General features: G+C 58.3%; 23 protein-coding genes and 1 tRNA gene. 8 read left to right on the top strand and 16 right to left on the bottom strand.

Annotation, left to right across the window (positions count from 1 at the left end; all coding sequences use genetic code 11):
• Positions 1-1,844, bottom strand: a 1,844-nt coding sequence (gene thrS, locus ACIOUG_RS22290; RefSeq protein WP_401068714.1) for a threonine--tRNA ligase, incomplete at its 3' end; no start/stop codon positions are given.
• Positions 1,845-2,226: 382 nt separating this feature from the next.
• Between thrS and ACIOUG_RS22295 the strand changes: the two genes are divergently transcribed.
• Positions 2,227-2,526, top strand: coding sequence for a hypothetical protein (locus tag ACIOUG_RS22295; RefSeq protein WP_401068716.1), 300 nt, complete (start codon positions 2,227-2,229; stop codon positions 2,524-2,526).
• Positions 2,527-2,818: 292 nt separating this feature from the next.
• Positions 2,819-3,031: a cold-shock protein gene (locus ACIOUG_RS22300; protein WP_400651592.1), complete on the top strand. Its 213-nt coding sequence runs from the start codon at positions 2,819-2,821 to the stop codon at positions 3,029-3,031.
• A gap of 72 nt (positions 3,032-3,103) precedes the next feature.
• Here the strand turns inward: ACIOUG_RS22300 and ACIOUG_RS22305 are convergent, their stop codons facing one another.
• A complete protein-coding gene (locus tag ACIOUG_RS22305) occupies positions 3,104-3,421 on the bottom strand; it encodes an I78 family peptidase inhibitor (RefSeq protein ID WP_007961248.1) in 318 nt (105 codons plus the stop codon).
• A 169-nt stretch (positions 3,422-3,590) separates the two neighbouring features.
• Positions 3,591-3,896 (bottom strand): hypothetical protein, encoded by a 306-nt coding sequence (locus ACIOUG_RS22310; protein WP_007961247.1) that lies wholly within the window; start codon positions 3,894-3,896, stop codon positions 3,591-3,593.
• A gap of 132 nt (positions 3,897-4,028) precedes the next feature.
• Here ACIOUG_RS22310 and ACIOUG_RS22315 point away from each other — a divergent pair, with 132 nt between their 5' ends.
• Complete coding sequence (locus tag ACIOUG_RS22315; RefSeq protein WP_401068718.1) at positions 4,029-4,229, top strand: hypothetical protein; 201 nt, start codon at positions 4,029-4,031, stop codon at positions 4,227-4,229.
• 33 nt (positions 4,230-4,262) lie between these two features.
• Here the strand turns inward: ACIOUG_RS22315 and ACIOUG_RS22320 are convergent, their stop codons facing one another.
• The 8 genes from ACIOUG_RS22320 to ACIOUG_RS22355 form a co-directional block, all read right to left on the bottom strand.
• Positions 4,263-5,291, bottom strand: coding sequence for a nucleoside hydrolase (locus tag ACIOUG_RS22320; RefSeq protein WP_401068720.1), 1,029 nt, complete (start codon positions 5,289-5,291; stop codon positions 4,263-4,265).
• Between the two features lie 46 nt (positions 5,292-5,337).
• Entirely contained in the window at positions 5,338-5,742 is a 405-nt protein-coding gene (gene rbsD / locus ACIOUG_RS22325) for a D-ribose pyranase (protein WP_401068721.1), read from the bottom strand.
• Positions 5,739-6,656: a ribokinase gene (gene rbsK / locus ACIOUG_RS22330; protein WP_401068723.1), complete on the bottom strand. Its 918-nt coding sequence runs from the start codon at positions 6,654-6,656 to the stop codon at positions 5,739-5,741. The genes rbsD and rbsK overlap by 4 nt, the downstream gene beginning before the upstream one ends.
• Before the next feature lie 24 nt (positions 6,657-6,680).
• On the bottom strand, positions 6,681-7,700 hold the full coding sequence (locus ACIOUG_RS22335) for a LacI family DNA-binding transcriptional regulator (protein ID WP_401068725.1): 1,020 nt from the start codon (positions 7,698-7,700) through the stop codon (positions 6,681-6,683).
• A 3-nt stretch (positions 7,701-7,703) separates the two neighbouring features.
• Positions 7,704-8,681, bottom strand: coding sequence for an ABC transporter permease (locus ACIOUG_RS22340; protein WP_401068726.1), 978 nt, complete (start codon positions 8,679-8,681; stop codon positions 7,704-7,706).
• Positions 8,678-10,231 carry a sugar ABC transporter ATP-binding protein gene (locus tag ACIOUG_RS22345; RefSeq protein WP_401068728.1) on the bottom strand — a complete coding sequence of 518 codons (1,554 nt, stop codon included), beginning with the start codon at positions 10,229-10,231 and terminating at the stop codon, positions 8,678-8,680. Before ACIOUG_RS22345 ends, ACIOUG_RS22340 begins: the two co-directional genes overlap by 4 nt.
• A 56-nt stretch (positions 10,232-10,287) precedes the next feature.
• Positions 10,288-11,244, bottom strand: coding sequence for a sugar ABC transporter substrate-binding protein (locus ACIOUG_RS22350; protein ID WP_401068730.1), 957 nt, complete (start codon positions 11,242-11,244; stop codon positions 10,288-10,290).
• A gap of 199 nt (positions 11,245-11,443) precedes the next feature.
• Positions 11,444-11,899, bottom strand: a complete 456-nt coding sequence (locus ACIOUG_RS22355) for a hypothetical protein (RefSeq protein ID WP_401068732.1) — start codon at positions 11,897-11,899, stop codon at positions 11,444-11,446.
• 349 nt (positions 11,900-12,248) lie between these two features.
• On the opposite strand from ACIOUG_RS22355, the gene ACIOUG_RS22360 reads away from it, so the two are divergent.
• From ACIOUG_RS22360 to ACIOUG_RS22370, 3 genes are all read left to right on the top strand, one after another.
• Entirely contained in the window at positions 12,249-13,337 is a 1,089-nt protein-coding gene (locus ACIOUG_RS22360; protein WP_047597376.1) for an asparaginase, read from the top strand.
• Between the two features lie 178 nt (positions 13,338-13,515).
• Positions 13,516-13,806: a DUF1654 domain-containing protein gene (locus ACIOUG_RS22365; protein WP_003226395.1), complete on the top strand. Its 291-nt coding sequence runs from the start codon at positions 13,516-13,518 to the stop codon at positions 13,804-13,806.
• 4 nt (positions 13,807-13,810) lie between these two features.
• Positions 13,811-14,500 carry an endonuclease gene (locus tag ACIOUG_RS22370; RefSeq protein WP_064588319.1) on the top strand — a complete coding sequence of 230 codons (690 nt, stop codon included), beginning with the start codon at positions 13,811-13,813 and terminating at the stop codon, positions 14,498-14,500.
• Between the two features lie 55 nt (positions 14,501-14,555).
• Here ACIOUG_RS22370 and ACIOUG_RS22375 read toward each other — a convergent pair whose 3' ends face one another.
• A complete protein-coding gene (locus ACIOUG_RS22375; protein WP_401068734.1) occupies positions 14,556-15,467 on the bottom strand; it encodes a siderophore-interacting protein in 912 nt (303 codons plus the stop codon).
• A gap of 85 nt (positions 15,468-15,552) precedes the next feature.
• Positions 15,553-15,921 (bottom strand): SPOR domain-containing protein, encoded by a 369-nt coding sequence (locus ACIOUG_RS22380; RefSeq protein ID WP_401068736.1) that lies wholly within the window; start codon positions 15,919-15,921, stop codon positions 15,553-15,555.
• A 250-nt stretch (positions 15,922-16,171) separates the two neighbouring features.
• On the opposite strand from ACIOUG_RS22380, the gene csrA reads away from it, so the two are divergent.
• The gene (gene csrA, locus ACIOUG_RS22385; RefSeq protein ID WP_003179932.1) at positions 16,172-16,366 is read left to right on the top strand and encodes a carbon storage regulator CsrA; all 195 of its coding nucleotides are present in this window, start codon (positions 16,172-16,174) and stop codon (positions 16,364-16,366) included.
• Between the two features lie 214 nt (positions 16,367-16,580).
• Here csrA and ACIOUG_RS22390 read toward each other — a convergent pair whose 3' ends face one another.
• The 3 genes from ACIOUG_RS22390 to ACIOUG_RS22400 form a co-directional block, all read right to left on the bottom strand.
• A complete protein-coding gene (locus ACIOUG_RS22390) occupies positions 16,581-17,036 on the bottom strand; it encodes a DUF2214 family protein (RefSeq protein WP_401068738.1) in 456 nt (151 codons plus the stop codon).
• A 37-nt stretch (positions 17,037-17,073) separates the two neighbouring features.
• On the bottom strand, positions 17,074-17,286 hold the full coding sequence (locus ACIOUG_RS22395; RefSeq protein WP_401068740.1) for a hypothetical protein: 213 nt from the start codon (positions 17,284-17,286) through the stop codon (positions 17,074-17,076).
• Positions 17,287-17,540: 254 nt separating this feature from the next.
• Positions 17,541-17,617, bottom strand: a tRNA-Val gene (locus tag ACIOUG_RS22400).
• Positions 17,618-17,801: 184 nt separating this feature from the next.
• Here ACIOUG_RS22400 and ACIOUG_RS22405 point away from each other — a divergent pair.
• The gene (locus ACIOUG_RS22405) at positions 17,802-19,085 is read left to right on the top strand and encodes an NAD(P)/FAD-dependent oxidoreductase (protein WP_401068741.1); all 1,284 of its coding nucleotides are present in this window, start codon (positions 17,802-17,804) and stop codon (positions 19,083-19,085) included.
• The last annotated feature ends 15 nt before the right edge of the window (positions 19,086-19,100 follow it).

Below are 19,100 nucleotides of genomic sequence, written 5' to 3' on the forward strand. Positions count from 1 at the left end.
AGGTCAGCACCTTCACGAGAACGCACAGCGACAGTCTGCATCTCGACTTCCTTATCTCCGATAACCAAAAGATAGGGAACCTTGAGCAAAGTATGCTCGCGGATTTTAAAGCCGATCTTTTCATTTCTCAAGTCGGACTTGGCACGAAATCCGCTTTCGTTGAGAGTTTTTTCAACCTGAGCGACGAAATCTGCCTGTTTATCAGTGATATTCATGATCACTGCCTGGGTTGGCGCGAGCCACGCAGGGAATGCACCTTCGTAATGCTCGATCAAAATCCCGACGAAACGCTCGAACGAACCGAGGATCGCCCGGTGCAACATCACTGGGTGCTTGCGGCTGTTGTCTTCGGAGACGTATTCGGCGCCGAGACGGACAGGCAGGTTGAAATCGAGCTGCAAGGTACCACACTGCCAGACGCGACCGAGGCAATCTTTCAGCGAGAACTCGATTTTCGGACCGTAGAACGCACCCTCGCCCGGCTGCAGATCGTACGGCAGGCCAGCGCTATCAAGGGCTGCCGCCAGTGCCGCTTCGGCGCGGTCCCACAGCTCGTCGGAACCCACGCGTTTTTCCGGACGAGTGGACAGCTTCATCTCGACGTCGGTGAAGCCGAAGTCGCGATAAACATCCATGGTCAGCTTGATGAACGCTGCGGACTCGGCCTGCATCTGCTCTTCAGTGCAGAAAATGTGGGCGTCGTCCTGAGTGAACGCACGCACACGCATGATGCCGTGCAGCGCACCCGACGGCTCGTTACGGTGGCAGGCACCGAACTCGGCCAGACGCATCGGCAGCTCGCGGTAGCTCTTCAGGCCCTGATTGAACACCTGCACGTGGCACGGGCAGTTCATCGGCTTGATGGCGTAGTCGCGGCTTTCCGACTCGGTGGTGAACATGTTGTCGGCATAGTTGGCCCAGTGCCCGGATTTCTCCCACAGGCTGCGATCAACCACTTGCGGCGTCTTGATCTCGAGATAGCCGTTGTCACGCTGCACCTTGCGCATGTACTGCTCGAGCACTTGATACAGGGTCCAGCCGTTCGGATGCCAGAACACCATGCCTGGCGCTTCTTCCTGAGTGTGGAACAAGCCCAGGCGCTTGCCGATCTTGCGGTGATCGCGTTTTTCCGCTTCTTCGATGCGCTGGATGTAAGCCGCCAGCTGCTTCTTGTCAGCCCAGGCAGTGCCGTAAACGCGCTGCAATTGCTCGTTCTTGGCATCACCGCGCCAGTAGGCGCCGGACAACTTGGTCAGCTTGAAGGATTTCAAAAAACGCGTGTTCGGCACGTGCGGACCGCGGCACATGTCGACGTATTCTTCGTGGTAGTACAGGCCCATGGCCTGCTCGTTCGGCATGTCTTCGACCAGGCGCAGCTTGTAGTCTTCGCCACGGGCCTTGAACACTTCGATCACTTCGGCACGCGGAGTGACTTTCTTGATGACGTCGTAATCCTTGTCGATCAGCTGATGCATGCGCTGTTCGATGGCGGCCATGTCGTCCGGAGTAAAAGGACGCTCGAAGGCGATGTCGTAATAGAAGCCTTCGTCGATGACCGGCCCGATGACCATCTTCGCAGTCGGGTACAGCTGTTTGACCGCATGGCCAACCAGGTGCGCGCAAGAGTGGCGAATGATCTCCAGCCCCTCTTCATCCTTTGGCGTGATGATTTGCAGCGTCGCGTCGCTGTCGATGATGTCGCAGGCGTCGACCAGCTTGCCGTTGACCTTGCCGGCCACGGTGGCCTTGGCCAGACCGGCACCAATGGATGCGGCGACCTCGGCTACGGAAACCGGGTGATCGAATGAACGTTGACTGCCGTCGGGAAGAGTAATAGTTGGCATGGCGCCTCCTCTCCTAGTGGTGACCCCTACCAAAGGTCACGTGGGTTGGGATGAGCCAGTACAAGATCCGATCCAGGCCATTCAATGACGAACGCCTGCCTTACAGCGGCAGGAGCCTTGCGGCCAACCGGAAAACCGAACCAGAGTGACTGGGATTCAAATCAGAATTTTTCGCACGTTGACCGCTGCCGGGGCTGAAGGCCATCCGGAGCCTGAGAACGCTTGAGCCCGGCATGCTAGCACAGATGAGCGGTCATCGACGTCATCGAATTGATGTGCCGATGATTCGCGCATTTTTGCGGCGCAAAGTGAACTTGGGATATACGCTTTGCCTCAAATAGGCTGAGAATCGTCGCCGATATCAAACCAAGGAGTTTCAGACATGCGCCTTATCCGTCTTTTTGCTTTTGCGGCCCCACTGGCCCTGCTGCTGCCGCTGAGCGCCAACGCTGCCTGGCCCGCCGGCGCCAAAGAGCAGTACATGACAGACTGCACCAAAGCTGCTGCCCAAAGTGTCAATCCAACTGTAGCCAAACAACACTGCACGTGCGGTGCCGATGTTCTGGAGAAAAAATTCACCACGCAAGAGATCACGCAACTGATGGACAAGAACACCCCGCCAAGTGGTGAACTGGGTCAGCGCGCACTGAAAGAAATCTCGGTTTGCCGAGTGCAGAAATAATCGCTGACGAATGTTTTTTTGGGCGTCCAGCAGGCTAAAAACTGCCAAAAAGACCCCGAAATCGATAATTTACGCAGGTTTTATAGCTTTTTTTACACCCTCTTGTTTCGGCTGAAAGCCACTGAAACCGGGGCTTGCAGACATTTCAGAGGTTGAAATCGATGCAATATGAAAGCAAACAGCACGTCCGGGGGGCTACCAAAGCGAACATTTCGACTATGATACTCCGGTGTGCCCAGTTGGCCTGAGCAGCACAGTACTACTGAAAATATATGTTTCTTGGAGATACACCATGTCTAATCGCCAAACCGGCACCGTTAAATGGTTCAACGATGAAAAAGGCTTAGGCTTCATAACACCTCAAGGTGGCGGTGACGACCTGTTCGTACACTTCAAAGCTATCGAATCCGACGGTTTCAAAAGCCTGAAAGAAGGCCAGACCGTCTCTTTCGTGGCTGAGAAAGGCCAAAAGGGTATGCAAGCTGCACAAGTTCGCCCAGAGTAATTTCCCGGCGCACTAAAAAAACCCCGTCCATGTGACGGGGTTTTTTATGCCTGCAACAAAAGTGGTCTGCGATCAGCCGCAGTTGACGCGAGTGACCACCAGGTTGTTGTCGGTGTTCAGATTCAAGCGATCGGAACGGTACTCCAGAGTGATCATGTCGGTTGGCTTGAGGAAGCGGGCGTTTTGCGCGCCAGCCTTGGCTCGAGCCTGATCGAGCAGTTCCGGCGAAGCCTTTTTCCCGATGGCAAATTCCGCTGCCTTTGCTTCACAGCGGCTATGACCGGCATCGGTTGCCACAGGATCCTTTGCCGACTCGCTGGAGGTTGTGCTGCAACCGGCCAACATGGCAACGGCCATAAGTGCACCCAGAGACGCGAACTTCAAAGGCATGAAGCCTCCTTTTTTCAAATGGTTAAGCTGAGATCGTGCGACCGCCAATCTGGCGTTTGGTTTCACAGCCAGTGCTGTCACCCTGCCCCACGATCCGGAAAAAACGCCGAGTTTGCCTGAAGTGCGCGCAACGCATCCTCACGCAATCGTCACCGAATATTAACGACGCTCAATAGACGTCGATGTAATCGAGCGGCGGATTCGGCCAGTTGTCCTTCAGTGCATTAAAAATCTGCATCACCCAGACTTCATCACTGGCCGCGACGTTGCCGACATACCCCGAACCCTTGGCCCAGGTCTCCAGACGAAACAGCAGGCCATCAATGTCCTGCCCACCCGTCACGCCAGAAGAAATATAGGCAATCCCACCCTTGGTCACGCGCAACTGCGTGTGCACATCATCGCTGGCCGAGGCCAGCAACTGGCGCACAGCGTCGAGTGTGAGGCCGTCGGGGGTGTTCAAATCAATCTGCACAGCGCATTCCTTGGATCAGCCGGAAAAGACCAAGTGTCGCATAGCGTCGCGCTCATGCCTAAGTCGCAGTGCCAAACGCCCGACAAAGTGGTTAACTCGGACGCAGACATTCCCGACTTTTCGAGCGCACTCATGAGCACCGTAAGCATCACCGCCGACATCAAGGTTCTTTGGCCGAAGGGACACAGTTCGTATAGCCCGGGCAGTTCAGAGGAGCTGGCGTTGATCAGCATCGATCTGCTGGTCAAGACCATGGGAACCCAAGGTGCACAGACATTCATTGCACAAGTGTTCGAGCGGTATCAGCACGAGCACAAGACTGAGAGGGAGTAACGACCCGCAGGCTGGCACCTGCGGGCCTATGCCTTACTTCAAGCGCTTCAGACGCTCGGTCAGCAGATCAAAAAAGCCCTGGGCATCGCCATTCTCGACCCAGAAGGCATTTTTCGGTTGCTTCAGGCCGTCGTACCAGTCAACGACAGTCTGGCCGAAGGTGATGCCTTCACGGCTGTCGATGGCCACGTTCACCGAACGACCGGTGAACAGCTCAGGCTTGAGCAGGTAAGCGATGACGGTCGCGTCATGCACCGGGCCACCCGGGATGCCGTAATGCTCCATGTCGCCTTTGATGTACTCATTGAGGATGTCGCCAACGATCTTGCTCGCGTTGTTGTTCAGCGCGGCAATCTGCTTCAGGCGTGCGTCGCTGGTGAGGATCTTGTGAGTCACGTCCAGCGGCAGGTAGGTCAGCTTCACGCCGCTCTTGAGCACCACTTTCGCCGCTTGCGGGTCGGCGAACAGGTTGAATTCCGCCACCGGAGTGATGTTGCCGCCATTGAAGTGCGCGCCACCCATGATCACCACTTCCTTGATGCCGTTGACGATCTCCGGCTCCTGGATCAGCGCCAGCGCAAGGTTGGTCTGCGGACCGAGCATGGCGATGGTGATGCTGTGCGGCTTGGCTTTCTTCAGGGTGTCGATCAGGTAGTTGACCGCATTGCCTTCGGCCAGACCCTTTTTCGGCTCATGCACGGTCACACCCGACAGGCCTTCCTTGCCATGGATGTTCTCGGCGTAGATCGGCGTACGCATCAGTGGCTTCGGCGCACCGGCATACACCGGAACGTCTTCGCGCCCTGCCCACTCGCGAGCCAGGCGCGCGTTGCGCGAAGTCTTGTCGAGGCGCACGTTGCCGGCCACGGTGGTCAGTGCGCGAATGTTCAGTTCATCCGGCGAAGCCAGAGCGAACAGCAAGGCGACTACGTCGTCGGCACCCGGGTCGGTGTCGATGATCAGGTCGATCTTTTCAGCAGCCTGAGCGCCGGTGGCGGTAATAAAAGACAAAAGCAGCAGACTCCGAAGTAATTGGTGGAGTTTTTGAGCATAGCGGTGCATGGCGCATTCCTTGTGCTGATGAAAAATGAAAGGGTCGAAAACCCGGTTAGAACGTTACCCCGGCCACCAGCACGATGTTGCAGTACGGCTGACATTCGCCTGTACGAACAATCGCCCGTGCCTGTCGGCTGAGAACCTTGAATTGCTCATGAGTCAGCAGCTCGCGCCGACCGAGGGCACCCTCTTCCTGCAACTCGTCCAGCGTGACCAGCGCGGTCGGCTGCTTGTCGAGGATTTCGTTGGCCAGCACATGGCTTTCCACCTGCATCTCGCTGAGCACGACTTTCAGGGTACTGACGAAATCCGGAACACCATGGGTCAGCGCCAGATCAATCAGTTCAACACCCGGAGGAACCGGCAGCCCGGCATCACCGATGATCACCATGTCGCCATGGCCCAGGGAGGCGATCAGCCGCGACAACGCGACGTTGAGCAGAGGAGTCTTTTTCATGCGGGTTTGAATGCCTGTACGTCGGACATGGTAGGAATGGAAGGTTGTGCGCCGGCCCGGGTCACGGACAACGCTGCCGCGATCTGCCCATAACGAATCGCTTCCGCTTCGGTCTTGCCACTGGCGAGCGCCGCGGCAAACCCGCCGACAAAGGTATCGCCGGCGGCGGTGGTATCGACGGCCTTCACTTTCGGCGCAGGGAAATGCTCGAAGCCTTTGCCATTGGCAAACAGTGAGCCCTGCGCACCGAGGGTGATGATGACCTTGGCCGCGCCCATGGCAATCAGATGGCTGGCCGCGCTTTGCGCGGTTTCCAGCGAATCGACCGGCATCCCGCTCAACGCAGCGGCTTCGCTTTCGTTGGGGATCAGGTAGTCGATGGCGGCAAACCAGTCTGCCGGCAACGGACGACTGGCCGGCGCCGGGTTGAGGATCACTGTTTTGCCCAGCGCACGTGCACGCTTGAGTGCATGCCCCACTGTTGCATCCGGGATTTCGAGCTGGCAGATAACCACGTCGGCTGCTTGCAGCACTGCATCAAAGCGGTCGATCACCGCCGGGGTCATTGCACCGTTGGCGCCGGCAACGATCACGATGGCGTTCTGACTGTTGTCATCGACCACGATCAGCGCCACACCACTGGAATCTTCAACCGTGCTCAGCGCCTGACAGTCGATCTGCTCGATCAGCAACGCGTCGCGCAATTGCACGCCGTAGTCATCGTTGCCAACACAGCCGACCATCGCCACCTGCGCCCCGAGGCGCGCAGCGGCCACCGCCTGATTGGCGCCCTTGCCGCCGGACACGGTGGCAAAGGAATGACCGATCAGCGTTTCCCCGCCCTTGGGCAGCCGTGGCGCCCGGGTGACCAGATCCATGTTCAGGCTGCCTATTACCACTACATTTGCTGACATACATCACTACTCGTCAATTCGGTTTCAGCGGTACTCGGTGAACACGCCGGACAGCGGTGCAGTCGATTCGCGCAAGACAATACTCGGGGTCACGATCCGTTGATCGGTGACCAGGCCCGGGGTAGCAATCCTTCGCAGCAGAACCTCGGCAGCCATCTCGCCCAACTGCAGGATCGACTGGCCGACGGTGGTCAGCGCCGGGTACACATAACGGCTCATCTGGATATCGTCGAAGCCAATCACCGAAAGCTCGCTCGGTACACGCACATTGCGCTCGGCCGCCGCACGCAGCACGCCGATACCGATCATGTCGTTACCGGCGAAGATCGCACTCGGCGGGTGGCTTTCGAGCAGGATGGCCGCCGCGTTGTAACCGCCAGTGCTGGTGAAATCGCTTTCCAGCATGCGCTCGGGGCGCACCTTGAGCCCCGCTTCCTGCAGCGCCCGACAAAAACCGGCCTGACGCATTTGCGCCACACTGGTACCCGACGGACCACCGATGGTAGCGATGTCGCGATGGCCCAATTCCAGCAGGTGCCGGGTCGCCAGATAAGCGCCATATTCGTGGTCGATGCGCACCAGATCGGCGTCCACGCCATCGAGCCCGCGGTCGACAATCACCATCGGCGTCTTCACCCCGGCCAGCCCTTGCGCGAGCCCGATGTCGCCACCGGCGGAGGCAACGATCAGGCCGTCAATGCGTTTTTCCAACAGCACCCGCAAATAGCTGCGCTGTTTGTCCGGGTTGTCGTCAGAGTTGCAAAGGATCACGCAGTAGCCGTTACGCTCGCAGTAATCCTCGATGCCCCGTGCCAACTCGGCAAAATACGGGTTGAGGCTGTTGGGCACCAATAAGCCAATAGTCGCAGTGGTCTTGGCTTTCAGTGAACGGGCCACCGCACTCGGCACGTAGTCGAGACTCTTGATGGCCGCCTCGACCTTCAACCGCACTTCCTGGCTGACCGGGCGCGTCTTGTTCACCACGTGAGAAACTGTCGTGTAGGAAATCCCCGCGAGCGCCGCCACATCCTTGATCGTTGCCATCTGTTAGCCCCGTCGACTGGCGCGTTGGCTGCGATAGGTATCGAGCACCACCGCAATGACAATCACCGCGCCGGTGATGATGCGCTTGGTCGGCTCGGTCGCACCGATCTGCGCCAGACCGGCGGCCAGCACCGAAATGATCAACACACCGAAGAACGTACTGATCACCGAACCACGCCCGCCCATCAGGCTGGTACCGCCAATCACCACGGCGGCGATCACTTGCAGTTCGAGACCGGAGCCGGCGTTCGGGTCCGCCGCTTCCAGACGGGAAATCTGGAACAGCGCAGCGATACCGGCCAGCAGCCCCATCAGGCTGAACACCAGAATCTTGTACGGCTTTGGATTGATCCCGGCCAGACGCACCGCTTCTTCGTTGGTGCCAATGCCGATCAGGTAGCGACCGAACACGGTGCGGGTCAGAACGGCTTGGGCAATGAAGATCACCAGCAAGGCAATGATGAACGACGGCGAGATACCGAAAGCGATCGGGTTCGACAGCCAGGCAAACGAATCACCGATGTAGGCGGTGCGCGAACCGGTCATCTGATACGCCAGGCCACGAGCCATTTCCAGTACACCGAGCGAAACGATGAACGACGGAATGCGCCACGCCACGGTGATCGAGCCGGTGACCGTACCGGCCAGCGCCGCCACTGCCATGCCGAGCAATGCTGCCGGCAACACGCTCCAGCCCCAGCCGAGAATCGCCACGCTGACGGTCGAGGCGGCAAGCGCCAGCACCGAACCCACCGACAGGTCGATGCCGCCGATGATCAATACAAAGGTCATGCCCACCGCCAGCACCATCAGGTCAGGGATCTGGTTGGCCAGGGTGCTGAAAGTGTTATAGGACAGGAAGTGGCTGCTCATCACCGAGAACAGCGCCACCATCGCCAGCAAGGCCCCGGCCAGGCCCAGATAGGTGCCCAGACCGTAGAAATTGCCACTACGTTTGCCGGCGGAAGTTGCAGTTTTCATGGGAGTTCCCTAGGCGCCGCTTCATTGAGCAACGCATCACGTTTTTGGTAGCCGGCGAACGCGGCGGCAAGCAAATCATCCTGAGTCCAGCTGTCGCGCTCGAAGGTGTCGATCAAACGCCCGGCCGACAGCACACCGATCCGGTCGCAGATCAGCATCAGCTCGCGCAGGTCACTGGACACCACCACCAGCGCCTTGCCCTGACGCGTCAACTCGCCGAGCAGGGCATAGATGTCGAACTTGGCGCCGACGTCGATGCCGCGAGTCGGTTCGTCGAACAACAGCACCGAGCAATCGCGCTCCAGCCAACGACCGATCACCACTTTCTGCTGATTGCCGCCGGACAGTTCCGACACCAGTTGTGTCGGGCTGGAACTGCGGATGCGCATGGCGTTGATCTGACGCTGCGCGAGGGAGATTTCGTCGCCGTTATTGACGATTCCCGCCCTGGAAATTTCCGGCATGTTGCCCAGAGCGATGTTGGCGCTGATCGACTGGCTGAGCAGCAGGCCTTCGCCCTTTCGGTCTTCAGTGATCAAGGCAATGCCATGCTTCACCGCATCGACCGGCGAACGCACACTGACCACTTGCGCCGGCGAGCCCAGCGCAATCGTGCCGCTGTCAGCCAGATCGGCGCCGAAGATCAGTCGCAGCAATTCGGTGCGCCCTGCCCCGATCAACCCGGAAATCCCGAAAATCTCGCCGGCACGCACTTCAAAGGAAACATCACGCACCTTGTCGGAACGGGTCAGGCCCTTGACCGTCAGTGCCGGGGCGCCAATCTTGCGCGGGCCCATGTCGATGTGTTCGCCCAGCTCGCGACCGACCATCAAGGTCACCAGTTGCTCACTGTTGTAGTTGGCCATCGGCTCGACGCAGACCAGATTGCCGTCACGCAGCACGGCAATGCGCTGCGCGACGCGCGCCAACTCTTCGAGGCGGTGCGAGATGTAGATGATCGAAACGCCACGCGCCTGCAAGCGAGTGATCTGCTCGAAGAGCATTTCTACCTCACGGGCGGTAAGCATCGCAGTCGGCTCATCGAGGATCAGCACATGGCAATCGCCGATCAGGTTGCGCGCGATCTCGACCATTTGTTGATGGCCGATGCCGAGTTCGCCGACCAGGGTGTCGGGGTCAATGGCATCGAGGCCGACCTGCGCCATGGCTTCGATCGCGGCTTTGCGCAATTGCTTGCGGCTGATCCAGCCGCCGTTGCTCGGCAGGTTGTCGAGAAACAGGTTTTCCGCCACCGACAGGGTCGGCAACAGATTGAGTTCTTGCATGACCATGCGCACGCCAAGCTCTTCGGCCTGGGTACGGCTGCCCGGACGGTAGTCCTTGCCCTGAAACTGCATCTGGCCAGTGGTGGGCGTAACCAGGCCACCAATGATCTTCGACAGCGTGCTTTTACCGGCACCATTCTCACCGGTCAGCGCCAGCACTTCACCGCGCATCAGCGTCAAGTCGATGCCCGTGAGCACCGGTTGCGCATAGGTCTTACCGATACCGCTGACCGAGAGGACAGCGTTCGGGGCGGAAACTGACATAAAAACTCTCCATGCGCTCGCCCGGACGGACGAGCGCCGTTGTGTCGCCGGAAGACTTATTTGGTGACCAGCTCGACTGGCGTTTCGATCACGCCATTGGCGCCGCTGTCGACTTTCTCGCCCTTGATGATTTTCAGCGCGGTCTCGATACCGAACACGGCCTGTTTGGCAGCAAACTGATCGGCAGTCGCCAGTACACGGCCGTCCTTGAGCATCGGCTTGATGGCGTTGATATTGTCGTAACCGACAACCTGTACCTGCCCGGCCTTGCCCGCAGCACGCACGGCGGAAACGGCGCCAACGGCCATGCTGTCGTTACCCGCCAGCAGCGCTTTCACATTCGGGTATTCGCTGAGAATCGAAGCAGCAACCTTGTTGCCCTTGTCGATCTCCCAGTCGCCGGACTGCAGCGACACAACCTTGATCTGCGCCGCCTCCATCGCATCCTTGAAGCCTGCGGTGCGCTGTTGGGCGTTGGTGGTGGTGGACACGCCTTCGATGATGCCGACTTCGTCACCGGCCTTCAGTTGCTTGGCCAGGTATTCGCCGACCAGACGTGCACCCTTGCGGTTGTCCGGGCCTACGAATGGCACACTGATGTTTTTGCTTTTGACGATTTGCGGATCGAGCTGGTTGTCGATGTTGATCACGGTGATGCCGGCGTCAACGGCTTTCTTGATCACCGGCACCATGGCTTTGGAATCGGAAGGCGCGATGACCAGGGCGTTGACCTTGGCCAGAATCATCTGCTCGACGATACGGGTCTGGCCGGCGGTATCGGTCTCGTCCTTGATGCCGTTGGAGATCAGGTCGAAGTCGGCAGAGTGGTCTTTCTGGTAAGCCTTGGCGCCATCTTCCATGGTCAGGAAGAATTCGTTGGCCAGGGATTTCATGACCAGTGCGACTTTGGGTTTTTCCGGGGACTCGGCGAAGGCCGAAGAGACAGGTAGTGCGGCGGCTGCAGCAGCCAGCATAGCGACTGCAAGAAGACGTCCAGCGAATGGCAGCTTCATGGGTTCACTCCGATCTTATGATTATTGTGAGCAACGCTCGCGCGGGCGTTAGCTTGATCGCTTGTTCCGGCCAACAGTGCGCCGGAAAAGCCGCGCAATCGTTTGCGCAGGTCGAACTATGTGAATCCTGCCGACATTTGTCAACAATCAGAAATCGTCAAATATTGTAGGGCGAATCATCGGACTCGCCTCTCGCTGCTCAGGCCGTGGTGCTGACCAGATTGCCGCTGGTGGAATCCTTGGTCATTTCCTTGACCAGCGCCGCCGCCACTTGCATCAGCTCTCCGCTGGTTTGCGCAATCTGTCCCTGGACGGACATGACCGCCTGCGACTTGGCCTCAGGTGTTGGATAGCTCGCGGCCTGGGCTGCAGCCAGTTGCTGTTGCTGCTCCTGCAGTTGCTTCTGCAATTCCTGCATGCGCTTGAGCAGCATTTTCACGGTGACGCTCAGGTTATCGCCGCTGTCAGCGCTATCCGCCTGGCTGGCTTCTTGCGCGGGACCACCGGTTCGGACCTGATTGCTCGGTTCTTTTTCAACGCCAAGCGCCTTGTCGGACGCATCCGCTTCCGCTTGGCTCATTGCATTGATTGTCGCTGCGGTTTTACCGCCGATGGTGACTGCGCCGGGATTTGAAAAACCGATCGTCAGTGACATGTGAACTCCCTAAATAAACATTTCCTTCAACAGCCATCGGCTTACTGACGGGTTTCTTTAGCAGAAAACCTGAAACCGGCAAGCGGTTACGGTCGCCAAGAGGTGTAGTCCCTTTCGGTGAACCGAACGCGAAAGCTTGCTTTGTTCGGAAACCCGGCCAGGTGATTCGTCGCATCATTGTCCAACCAATAAAATCTTGATTTAAATCATGAGGTTAAACATTTCTCTAAAGCAAAGTACCGCTGGTACAGATCCTGCTCCCTTCACCGCACCCCGCGCATCCAGATCGGCGCGGGGCGCATCTAGATGAACCTGCATCAGCACCGTCTCACTACTAGAGAGAAAAATAATGAAATCTGCTTTCAACACCTTGGTACCGGGCGCTTTGGCCCTCCTCCTGCTCCTGCCGACCGCCCTTCAGGCAAAAGAAGTCGAAACCCAGACCAAACTCGCCAACGTCGTGGTGCTCGCCACTGGCGGGACCATTGCCGGCGCTGGCGCCAGCGCGGCCAACAGCGCCACCTATCAAGCGGCCAAAGTCGGCATTGAACAACTGATCGCCGGCATCCCCGAGCTGAGCAAACTGGCGAACGTGCGTGGCGAACAAGTCATGCAGATCGCCTCCGAAAGCATTACCAACGACAACCTGCTGCAACTCGGTCGCCGCGTATCCGAACTGGCCGACAGCAAAGACGTGGATGGCATCGTCATCACCCACGGTACCGACACCCTGGAAGAGACCGCCTATTTCCTGAACCTGGTGGAAAAAACCGACAAGCCGATCATCGTGGTCGGCTCGATGCGTCCAGGCACCGCCATGTCGGCGGACGGCATGCTCAACCTGTACAACGCCGTTGCCGTGGCCAGCAGCAAAGATGCGCGCGGCAAAGGCGTGCTGGTGACCATGAACGATGAAATCCAGTCCGGTCGCGACGTCAGCAAGATGATCAACATCAAGACCGAGGCGTTCAAAAGCCCTTGGGGTCCGCTGGGCATGGTGGTCGAAGGCAAATCCTACTGGTTCCGCTTGCCAGCCAAGCGTCACACCATGGATTCGGAATTCGACATCAAGAACATCAAGAGCCTGCCTGACGTAGAAATCGCCTACTCCTACGGCAACGTCGACGACACCGCCTACAAGGCTCTGGCCCAGGCCGGCGCGAAAGCCATCATCCACGCCGGTACCGGCAATGGCTCGGTGTCTTCCCGCGTCGTGCCATCCCTGCAAGCCCTGCGTAAAGATGGCGTGCAGATCATCCGTTCGTCCCACGTCAACGCCGGCGGTTTCGTTCTGCGCAACGCCGAACAGCCTGACGACAAGTACGACTGGGTGGTCGCTCACGACCTGAACCCGCAAAAAGCCCGCATCCTGGCCATGGTCGCCCTGACCAAAACCAACGACAGCAAAGAGCTGCAACGGATGTTCTGGGAATACTGATTGACCTTCGCCCGACCCTTTCCGGGTCGGGCAACCTGCACATCACTCGCCCGCGCGGCGGGTGGTGCTGCCGCCTACGCTGAGCGCTAATTTTTCGTACAAAATAATCGACCCGACCTACACCAAAATCGGAAAAGCGCTGTCAGAGGATTTTCTTGAATTTTAAGCAGTTGCGAAAATGCTTACAGTTAAATACTGTATGCACGTACAGCTTAATAAGGATAACCTCGTGGCCACCTCTCCTGATGCTCCTGACGCTTACGAACGCATGGGCATGCGCGTTCAGAAAATCATCAATTCCCCTACCGCACAAAAAGCCAAAGCCGCCTTGATCTTCCGTCTGCCGGACGAGCCTGTGGATGCATGGGAGCAGTTGCTCGAGGAAATCGACGAGAACGACAACGTCACACTCGCCTATCGCGACGATGGTGGCGTGCAGATTTTTTGGGTTGTGCCGAAGGAAGATTGATTCAATGAGTGTCCGCTGTTTTGCTTTGCTGTTGCTGTTCATCGCTTTTGGTGCCCAGGCTGGCGCACCGCGTACCTTTACCGAGGCCAAGAAGGTCGCCTGGAAACTCTATGCGCCGCAGTCCACCGAGTTTTACTGCGGGTGCAAGTACACCGGCAACAAGGTGGACTTGAAGGCTTGCGGCTACGTGCCGCGCAAGAATGCCAAGCGTGCCTCGCGCATTGAATGGGAGCACATTGTCCCGGCATGGGAGTTCGGCCATCAGCGCCAATGCTGGCAGTCGGGCGGACGCAAGAACTGCACCCGCTATGACCCGAGCTATCAGAAAGCCGAAGCCGACCTGCACAACCTGGTGCCGAGCATCGGCGAGGTCAATGGTGATCGCAGCAACTTCAGCTATGGCTGGCTGCCGGTGCAATCCGGACAGTACGGCTCGTGCCTGACCCAAGTCGACTTCAAGGCCAAGAAGGTCATGCCTCGCCCGTCTATTCGCGGCATGATTGCGCGCACCTATTTCTACATGAGCAAGCAGTACGGCTTGCGCCTGTCGAAACAGGATCGGCAGTTGTACGAAGCGTGGGACAAGACCTACCCGGTGCAGGACTGGGAACGCCAACGCAATCAAAGCGTGGCGTGCGTGATGGGACGCGGCAATGAGTTTGTCGGCCCGGTAAATTTGAAAGCCTGCGGCTGATCCTCCAGCGCATAAGAAAAGGCCTCGAAAGTGATATTCGAGGCCTTTTTTGTGCCTAGCTGCCAGCCTTGTTATAGCGCCAGTAGCCCATCAGATTGAGTGACTCACGGGGGATACCGCATTCCTTGATCAGGTATTTGCGCAGCCGCATGACTGCCGCACTTTCTCCGGCAATCCAGCCATAAAACCCTTCAGGGGCGGTATGGGCGATCTCCCAAAGAATCTCCTGGTCGATATCGACCTCAGCCAGTTCAGCGGCCTGCCCGACTGATTGCCCATCTGCCGGCCGGACCGCGCGCTGCACCGCCTCCACCATCAGCGTGCCGGCGACCGCCGCTTGCGCCTGATCACGCACCAGCCACTGCACCGACAACCCGGGCCAGTCCGGCACCGAGAGCATGTCCTGCAAACTGTCCACCTCAAAGAACGCTTGCGTGCGCGGGGGCTCGGCCATGGCGGCCAGTTGCTCGAGAATCCCCATGGCGGCCGGCAACGCCGTGGCATCCGCCACCAGCAAAACCTCCTTGAGCAACTGCGGCGGTTTCCATTCGAACCCCCCAGCGTCCTGCGCCGAAAAAAGGCTATCGGGCGCAAGAATCTGCATCGACGCTCCCGGCTGCGCACGCAGCGCCCAGCGCGACGCGGGACCGGTCTCGCCATGCAGGACAAAGTCGATGTCGACCTCGCCCTGATCGGCGCGCAAATGACGAATGGTGTAGGTGCGCATTGCTGGTCGACGGCTCGCCAGCATCGAACGAAAACGCGCGTACCAACCCTCCTCCTGCGCAAGACTTGCAGGCGATCCATCTTCAGCAGGGAAGAACAGTTTGACGCGCTGATCCGGCGCCCAGGTGGCCATACCACCTATCGAGGGGTCGGCGAGCGTGATCCGCATCATGTGCGGACTCACCAGCGTCTTGCGGTGCAGAACCGCATTGAAGAGTTTATAGGGAGCGGCGGAAGCCATGCGGAGCTCCTTCGAGAATCGAGATTGACTCGTATAAGACGAGTCGCCTGCGATGTCCTTTAGGCCGCTCCGCTGAACGGGTGGTTTACGGCGCGAGCGGATGCTCCACGAGCACCGACTCGACGTTCTGCTTCTTGGCCTTCACCAAGGCAGCATCCACCTCTACCTTGCGAGCTTGCGCCTCGGCCTGGGAGTTGAACGGGCCAATCAGGATCCGTGTCTTGCCGCTGCCGTCCTTGATTACGGTCGGCACAAAAGCATGCTCGATCAACCAGCCACTCAGGTCGCTGACAGCCTGAGGTGTTTCGCCGCGCACTTCGAGGTCCCACTGCGGAGCAGACGCCGTTGCAGGCGCGGCCGCGACTGTCGATTTCGGCTTCTGCACGTCTACACTTTTGCCTTCACCACATCCTGCCAATACCAGTGCCGCGACCATCCAGACCAATTTGCGCACAACGCTTTCCTCGAAAATCTCAAAGCGGCGATCTTAACATTCATAAATACTTCGCGAGGCCCGCAAAATGGGCACAAAACAACGAGATTGATGATTGCAGCCTCTGTATAGTTACGCCCTGGGAATTAATGCCGTATCTGCGCGTCAGAAAGAGGCACCCAAACCGTGAGACTTCGCACTAATCTATACGTACCACCGACCTCTGCACTGTCTGAATCAGGTGCCCTACAAAGCAATCAAGGAGAAGACCATGCTGATACTCACCCGCAAAGTCGGTGAAAGCATAAACATTGGCGATGACATTACCATCACCATCCTCGGCGTCAGCGGCCAGCAAGTCCGCATCGGCATCAACGCTCCGAAGAACGTCGCCGTGCACCGGGAAGAAATCTATCAGCGCATTCAGGCCGGCCTGACCGCTCCGGACAAGCCACAAACGCCTTGAGCCACCCCGCTGTCAGTAGCCAGTCCGTTGCCTCGATGTAATGACTGGCTAAAGATTCACGCGCCGTACTGCCATCCGCGCCCCACTTCGCTGGGCACGGCGCCTGACCCCCGCCTCATCCGCTCCCCTCTCTCCTGCTGCAGCGCGATACTACCTGCGACTCCCCAGGCTGGCTGTCAGACGTTTCCGAGAGAACACAGGGAATTACGCCGCGTTAGCCGAACATCACGCCGCGCGCCATGCCGGTGGCTGCGATCACCATCAGCACCAACAACAACGCCTCGACATGACTGAGCCGCGCATACAGCCTTGCGCGCCCGATATCGAGCGTCTTGCCCCGCGCCGACGCGATCCGCCACTTGATCAGCGTGATCATCGGCGCCAGCTCGACCAGCAGAATCAGCACGAACAACGTCATCTTCAAATGAAACAGCGGCTGATGCAGATAGTAGTCAGTACCCTTTTCAAAGCCGCCAAAGGCGCGCATGCCTCCGGTGACCAGCAGCACCAGCGCGGCAATCCCCCACAGATTATCAACGAGCAACACTCGCCTGGGCTCGCCGACGCCAGCCGCGAGGCGACTGAACGCCGTGCCACGGGTCAACACCGCCCAGAAGCCCAAGGCAAAAGCCAATAAATGAATCGCTGCAAGAAACCAATGAACCAGCATCGACGAACTCCTTTGCGAAAGCCCTGGAAAACGCCAGTCAGTAGTAGTCGAAAAATCGCGGTGTCGCCCGCACACAATCGTGGGGCTGGAAAGCTTCGCGCAGGAAGCCGGGAGACAAAAAGCGGGATTCGCCAAATCGCAGGCAAAAAAAATCCCAAGCAGCTGATGGAAGCTTGGGATTTAAAAATGCATAAACCGTGGTGGTGAACGCGGGACGGATGTTACTGAAATCCACGACCGGCAACAACATTTTTTTGATAACCGGTCGGTTACAAAGGCCTGTAACCCCTTAAATATCCACACTTTTTTAACGGATCCAAAAACACACGGAAAAACATATGAACAGGACGTGTTATTTCGAAACACGCTAAGCGTTCAAGGTAACGGAGCATGTGAAGGTTTGGGCGAGATCGCCGAGGCAAAGCTTTGGAAAATCGCAGACAACAAAAAAGGGCCCACCTTTCGGTGAGCCCTTCCAGACCGCCCAGCAGAGCGGATTTTGTTTGGTAGGCGCGATTGGACTCGAACCAACGACCCCCACCATGTCAAGGTGGTGCTCTAACCAACTGAGCTACGTGCCTGCTGTGAGGCGGCATTCTACGGAATTCCGGAGGGGTGTCAACACCTTTTTTTCACCTAACCCTATGAATATGCAAAATATTTAATTTCGGGCCGGTGAAGGAGATTTTTCCGGTGGCTGGCGGAGGTTTTTCAACTCGGGTAGGATCGGCGCACTCGTAAAATATATTAAACAGAGGCTGCAGGATGGCGAACACCCCTTACCCAGAGTCTTATTACGCTGCGTCGGCCAATGCCGTACCGCCACGTCCGGCCCTGCTGGATGATGTGGAGACGGATGTCTGTGTGATCGGCGCCGGGTACACCGGGCTGTCCTCGGCGCTGTTTCTGCTGGAGAACGGTTTTCGTGTGACGGTACTGGAAGCGGCCAAGGTCGGCTTCGGTGCGTCGGGACGTAATGGCGGGCAGATCGTCAACAGCTACAGCCGCGACATCGACGTTATCGAACGCACTGTCGGCCCCAAACAGGCGCAACTTCTCGGGCAGATGGCCTTCGAAGGCGGCCGGATCATTCGTGAGCGCGTCGCCAAGTACAACATCCAGTGCGACCTGAAGGACGGCGGCGTGTTCGCCGCGCTGACGACCAAGCAGATGGGCCATCTGGAATCGCAGAAGCGCCTGTGGGAACGCTTCGGCCACACGCAACTGGAACTGCTCGATCAGCGCCGCATTCGCGAAGTGGTGGCGTGCGATCAATACGTCGGCGGCATGCTCGACATGAGCGGCGGCCACATTCATCCGCTGAACCTTGCGCTCGGTGAAGCTGCTGCGGTCGAGTCCCTCGGCGGCACCATCTATGAGCAATCGCCAGCAGTGCGCATCGAGCGTGGTCCCAACCCGGTGGTGCACACGCCGCAAGGCAAGGTCAGGGCCAAGTTCATCATCGTTGCAGGCAACGCCTATCTCGGCAATCTGGTACCGGAACTGGCGGCGAAATCGATGCCGTGCGGCACCCAGGTAATCACCACCGAACCGCTGGGCGATGAGCTGGCGAAATCTCTTCTGCCACAGGATTACTGCGTCGAAGACTGCAACTATCTGCTCGACTACTACCGACTGACCGGCGACAAGCGTCTGATCTTCGGCGGCGGAGTGGTCTATGGCGCGCGGGATCCGGCGAACATCGAAGCGATCATCCGCCCGAAAATGCTCAAGGCCTTTCCGCAACTGAAAGACGTGAAGATTGATTACGCGTGGACGGGCAATTTCCTGCTGACCCTGTCGCGCCTGCCGCAGGTCGGACGCCTGGGCGACAACATCTACTACTCTCAGGGCTGCAGCGGCCATGGTGTGACCTATACGCATCTCGCCGGCAAGGTGCTGGCCGAGGCGTTGCGTGGTCAGGCCGAGCGTTTTGATGCGTTTGCCGATCTGCCGCACTATCCGTTCCCGGGCGGGCAGTTGCTGCGTACGCCGTTTGCGGCGTTGGGGGCGTGGTATTACGGGTTGCGTGACAAGCTGGGTTTCTGATCAGTTTTCTTGACT

The organism is Pseudomonas sp. NPDC087803 (assembly GCF_044742995.1).
GTDB lineage: Bacteria > Pseudomonadota > Gammaproteobacteria > Pseudomonadales > Pseudomonadaceae > Aquipseudomonas.

Excerpts from the sequence above, each read along its gene's own strand:
- ACIOUG_RS22390 (WP_401068738.1), bottom strand. The coding sequence starts at position 17,036 with ATGCTGGTTCATTGGTTTCTTGCAGCGATTCATTTATTGGCTTTTGCC.
- ACIOUG_RS22375 (WP_401068734.1), bottom strand. The coding sequence starts at position 15,467 with ATGGCTTCCGCCGCTCCCTATAAACTCTTCAATGCGGTTCTGCACCGC.
- ACIOUG_RS22405 (WP_401068741.1), top strand. The coding sequence starts at position 17,802 with ATGGCGAACACCCCTTACCCAGAGTCTTATTACGCTGCGTCGGCCAAT.
- rbsK (WP_401068723.1), bottom strand. The coding sequence starts at position 6,656 with ATGTCAGCAAATGTAGTGGTAATAGGCAGCCTGAACATGGATCTGGTC.
- ACIOUG_RS22370 (WP_064588319.1), top strand. The coding sequence starts at position 13,811 with ATGAGTGTCCGCTGTTTTGCTTTGCTGTTGCTGTTCATCGCTTTTGGT.
- ACIOUG_RS22395 (WP_401068740.1), bottom strand. The coding sequence starts at position 17,286 with ATGTTGTTGCCGGTCGTGGATTTCAGTAACATCCGTCCCGCGTTCACC.
- ACIOUG_RS22365 (WP_003226395.1), top strand. The coding sequence starts at position 13,516 with ATGCTTACAGTTAAATACTGTATGCACGTACAGCTTAATAAGGATAAC.
- ACIOUG_RS22320 (WP_401068720.1), bottom strand. The coding sequence starts at position 5,291 with ATGCACCGCTATGCTCAAAAACTCCACCAATTACTTCGGAGTCTGCTG.
- ACIOUG_RS22345 (WP_401068728.1), bottom strand. The coding sequence starts at position 10,231 with ATGTCAGTTTCCGCCCCGAACGCTGTCCTCTCGGTCAGCGGTATCGGT.
- ACIOUG_RS22335 (WP_401068725.1), bottom strand. The coding sequence starts at position 7,700 with ATGGCAACGATCAAGGATGTGGCGGCGCTCGCGGGGATTTCCTACACG.
- ACIOUG_RS22340 (WP_401068726.1), bottom strand. The coding sequence starts at position 8,681 with ATGAAAACTGCAACTTCCGCCGGCAAACGTAGTGGCAATTTCTACGGT.
- ACIOUG_RS22295 (WP_401068716.1), top strand. The coding sequence starts at position 2,227 with ATGCGCCTTATCCGTCTTTTTGCTTTTGCGGCCCCACTGGCCCTGCTG.
- ACIOUG_RS22360 (WP_047597376.1), top strand. The coding sequence starts at position 12,249 with ATGAAATCTGCTTTCAACACCTTGGTACCGGGCGCTTTGGCCCTCCTC.
- ACIOUG_RS22350 (WP_401068730.1), bottom strand. The coding sequence starts at position 11,244 with ATGAAGCTGCCATTCGCTGGACGTCTTCTTGCAGTCGCTATGCTGGCT.
- ACIOUG_RS22300 (WP_400651592.1), top strand. The coding sequence starts at position 2,819 with ATGTCTAATCGCCAAACCGGCACCGTTAAATGGTTCAACGATGAAAAA.
- csrA (WP_003179932.1), top strand. The coding sequence starts at position 16,172 with ATGCTGATACTCACCCGCAAAGTCGGTGAAAGCATAAACATTGGCGAT.
- rbsD (WP_401068721.1), bottom strand. The coding sequence starts at position 5,742 with ATGAAAAAGACTCCTCTGCTCAACGTCGCGTTGTCGCGGCTGATCGCC.
- ACIOUG_RS22315 (WP_401068718.1), top strand. The coding sequence starts at position 4,029 with ATGAGCACCGTAAGCATCACCGCCGACATCAAGGTTCTTTGGCCGAAG.
- ACIOUG_RS22355 (WP_401068732.1), bottom strand. The coding sequence starts at position 11,899 with ATGTCACTGACGATCGGTTTTTCAAATCCCGGCGCAGTCACCATCGGC.
- ACIOUG_RS22305 (WP_007961248.1), bottom strand. The coding sequence starts at position 3,421 with ATGCCTTTGAAGTTCGCGTCTCTGGGTGCACTTATGGCCGTTGCCATG.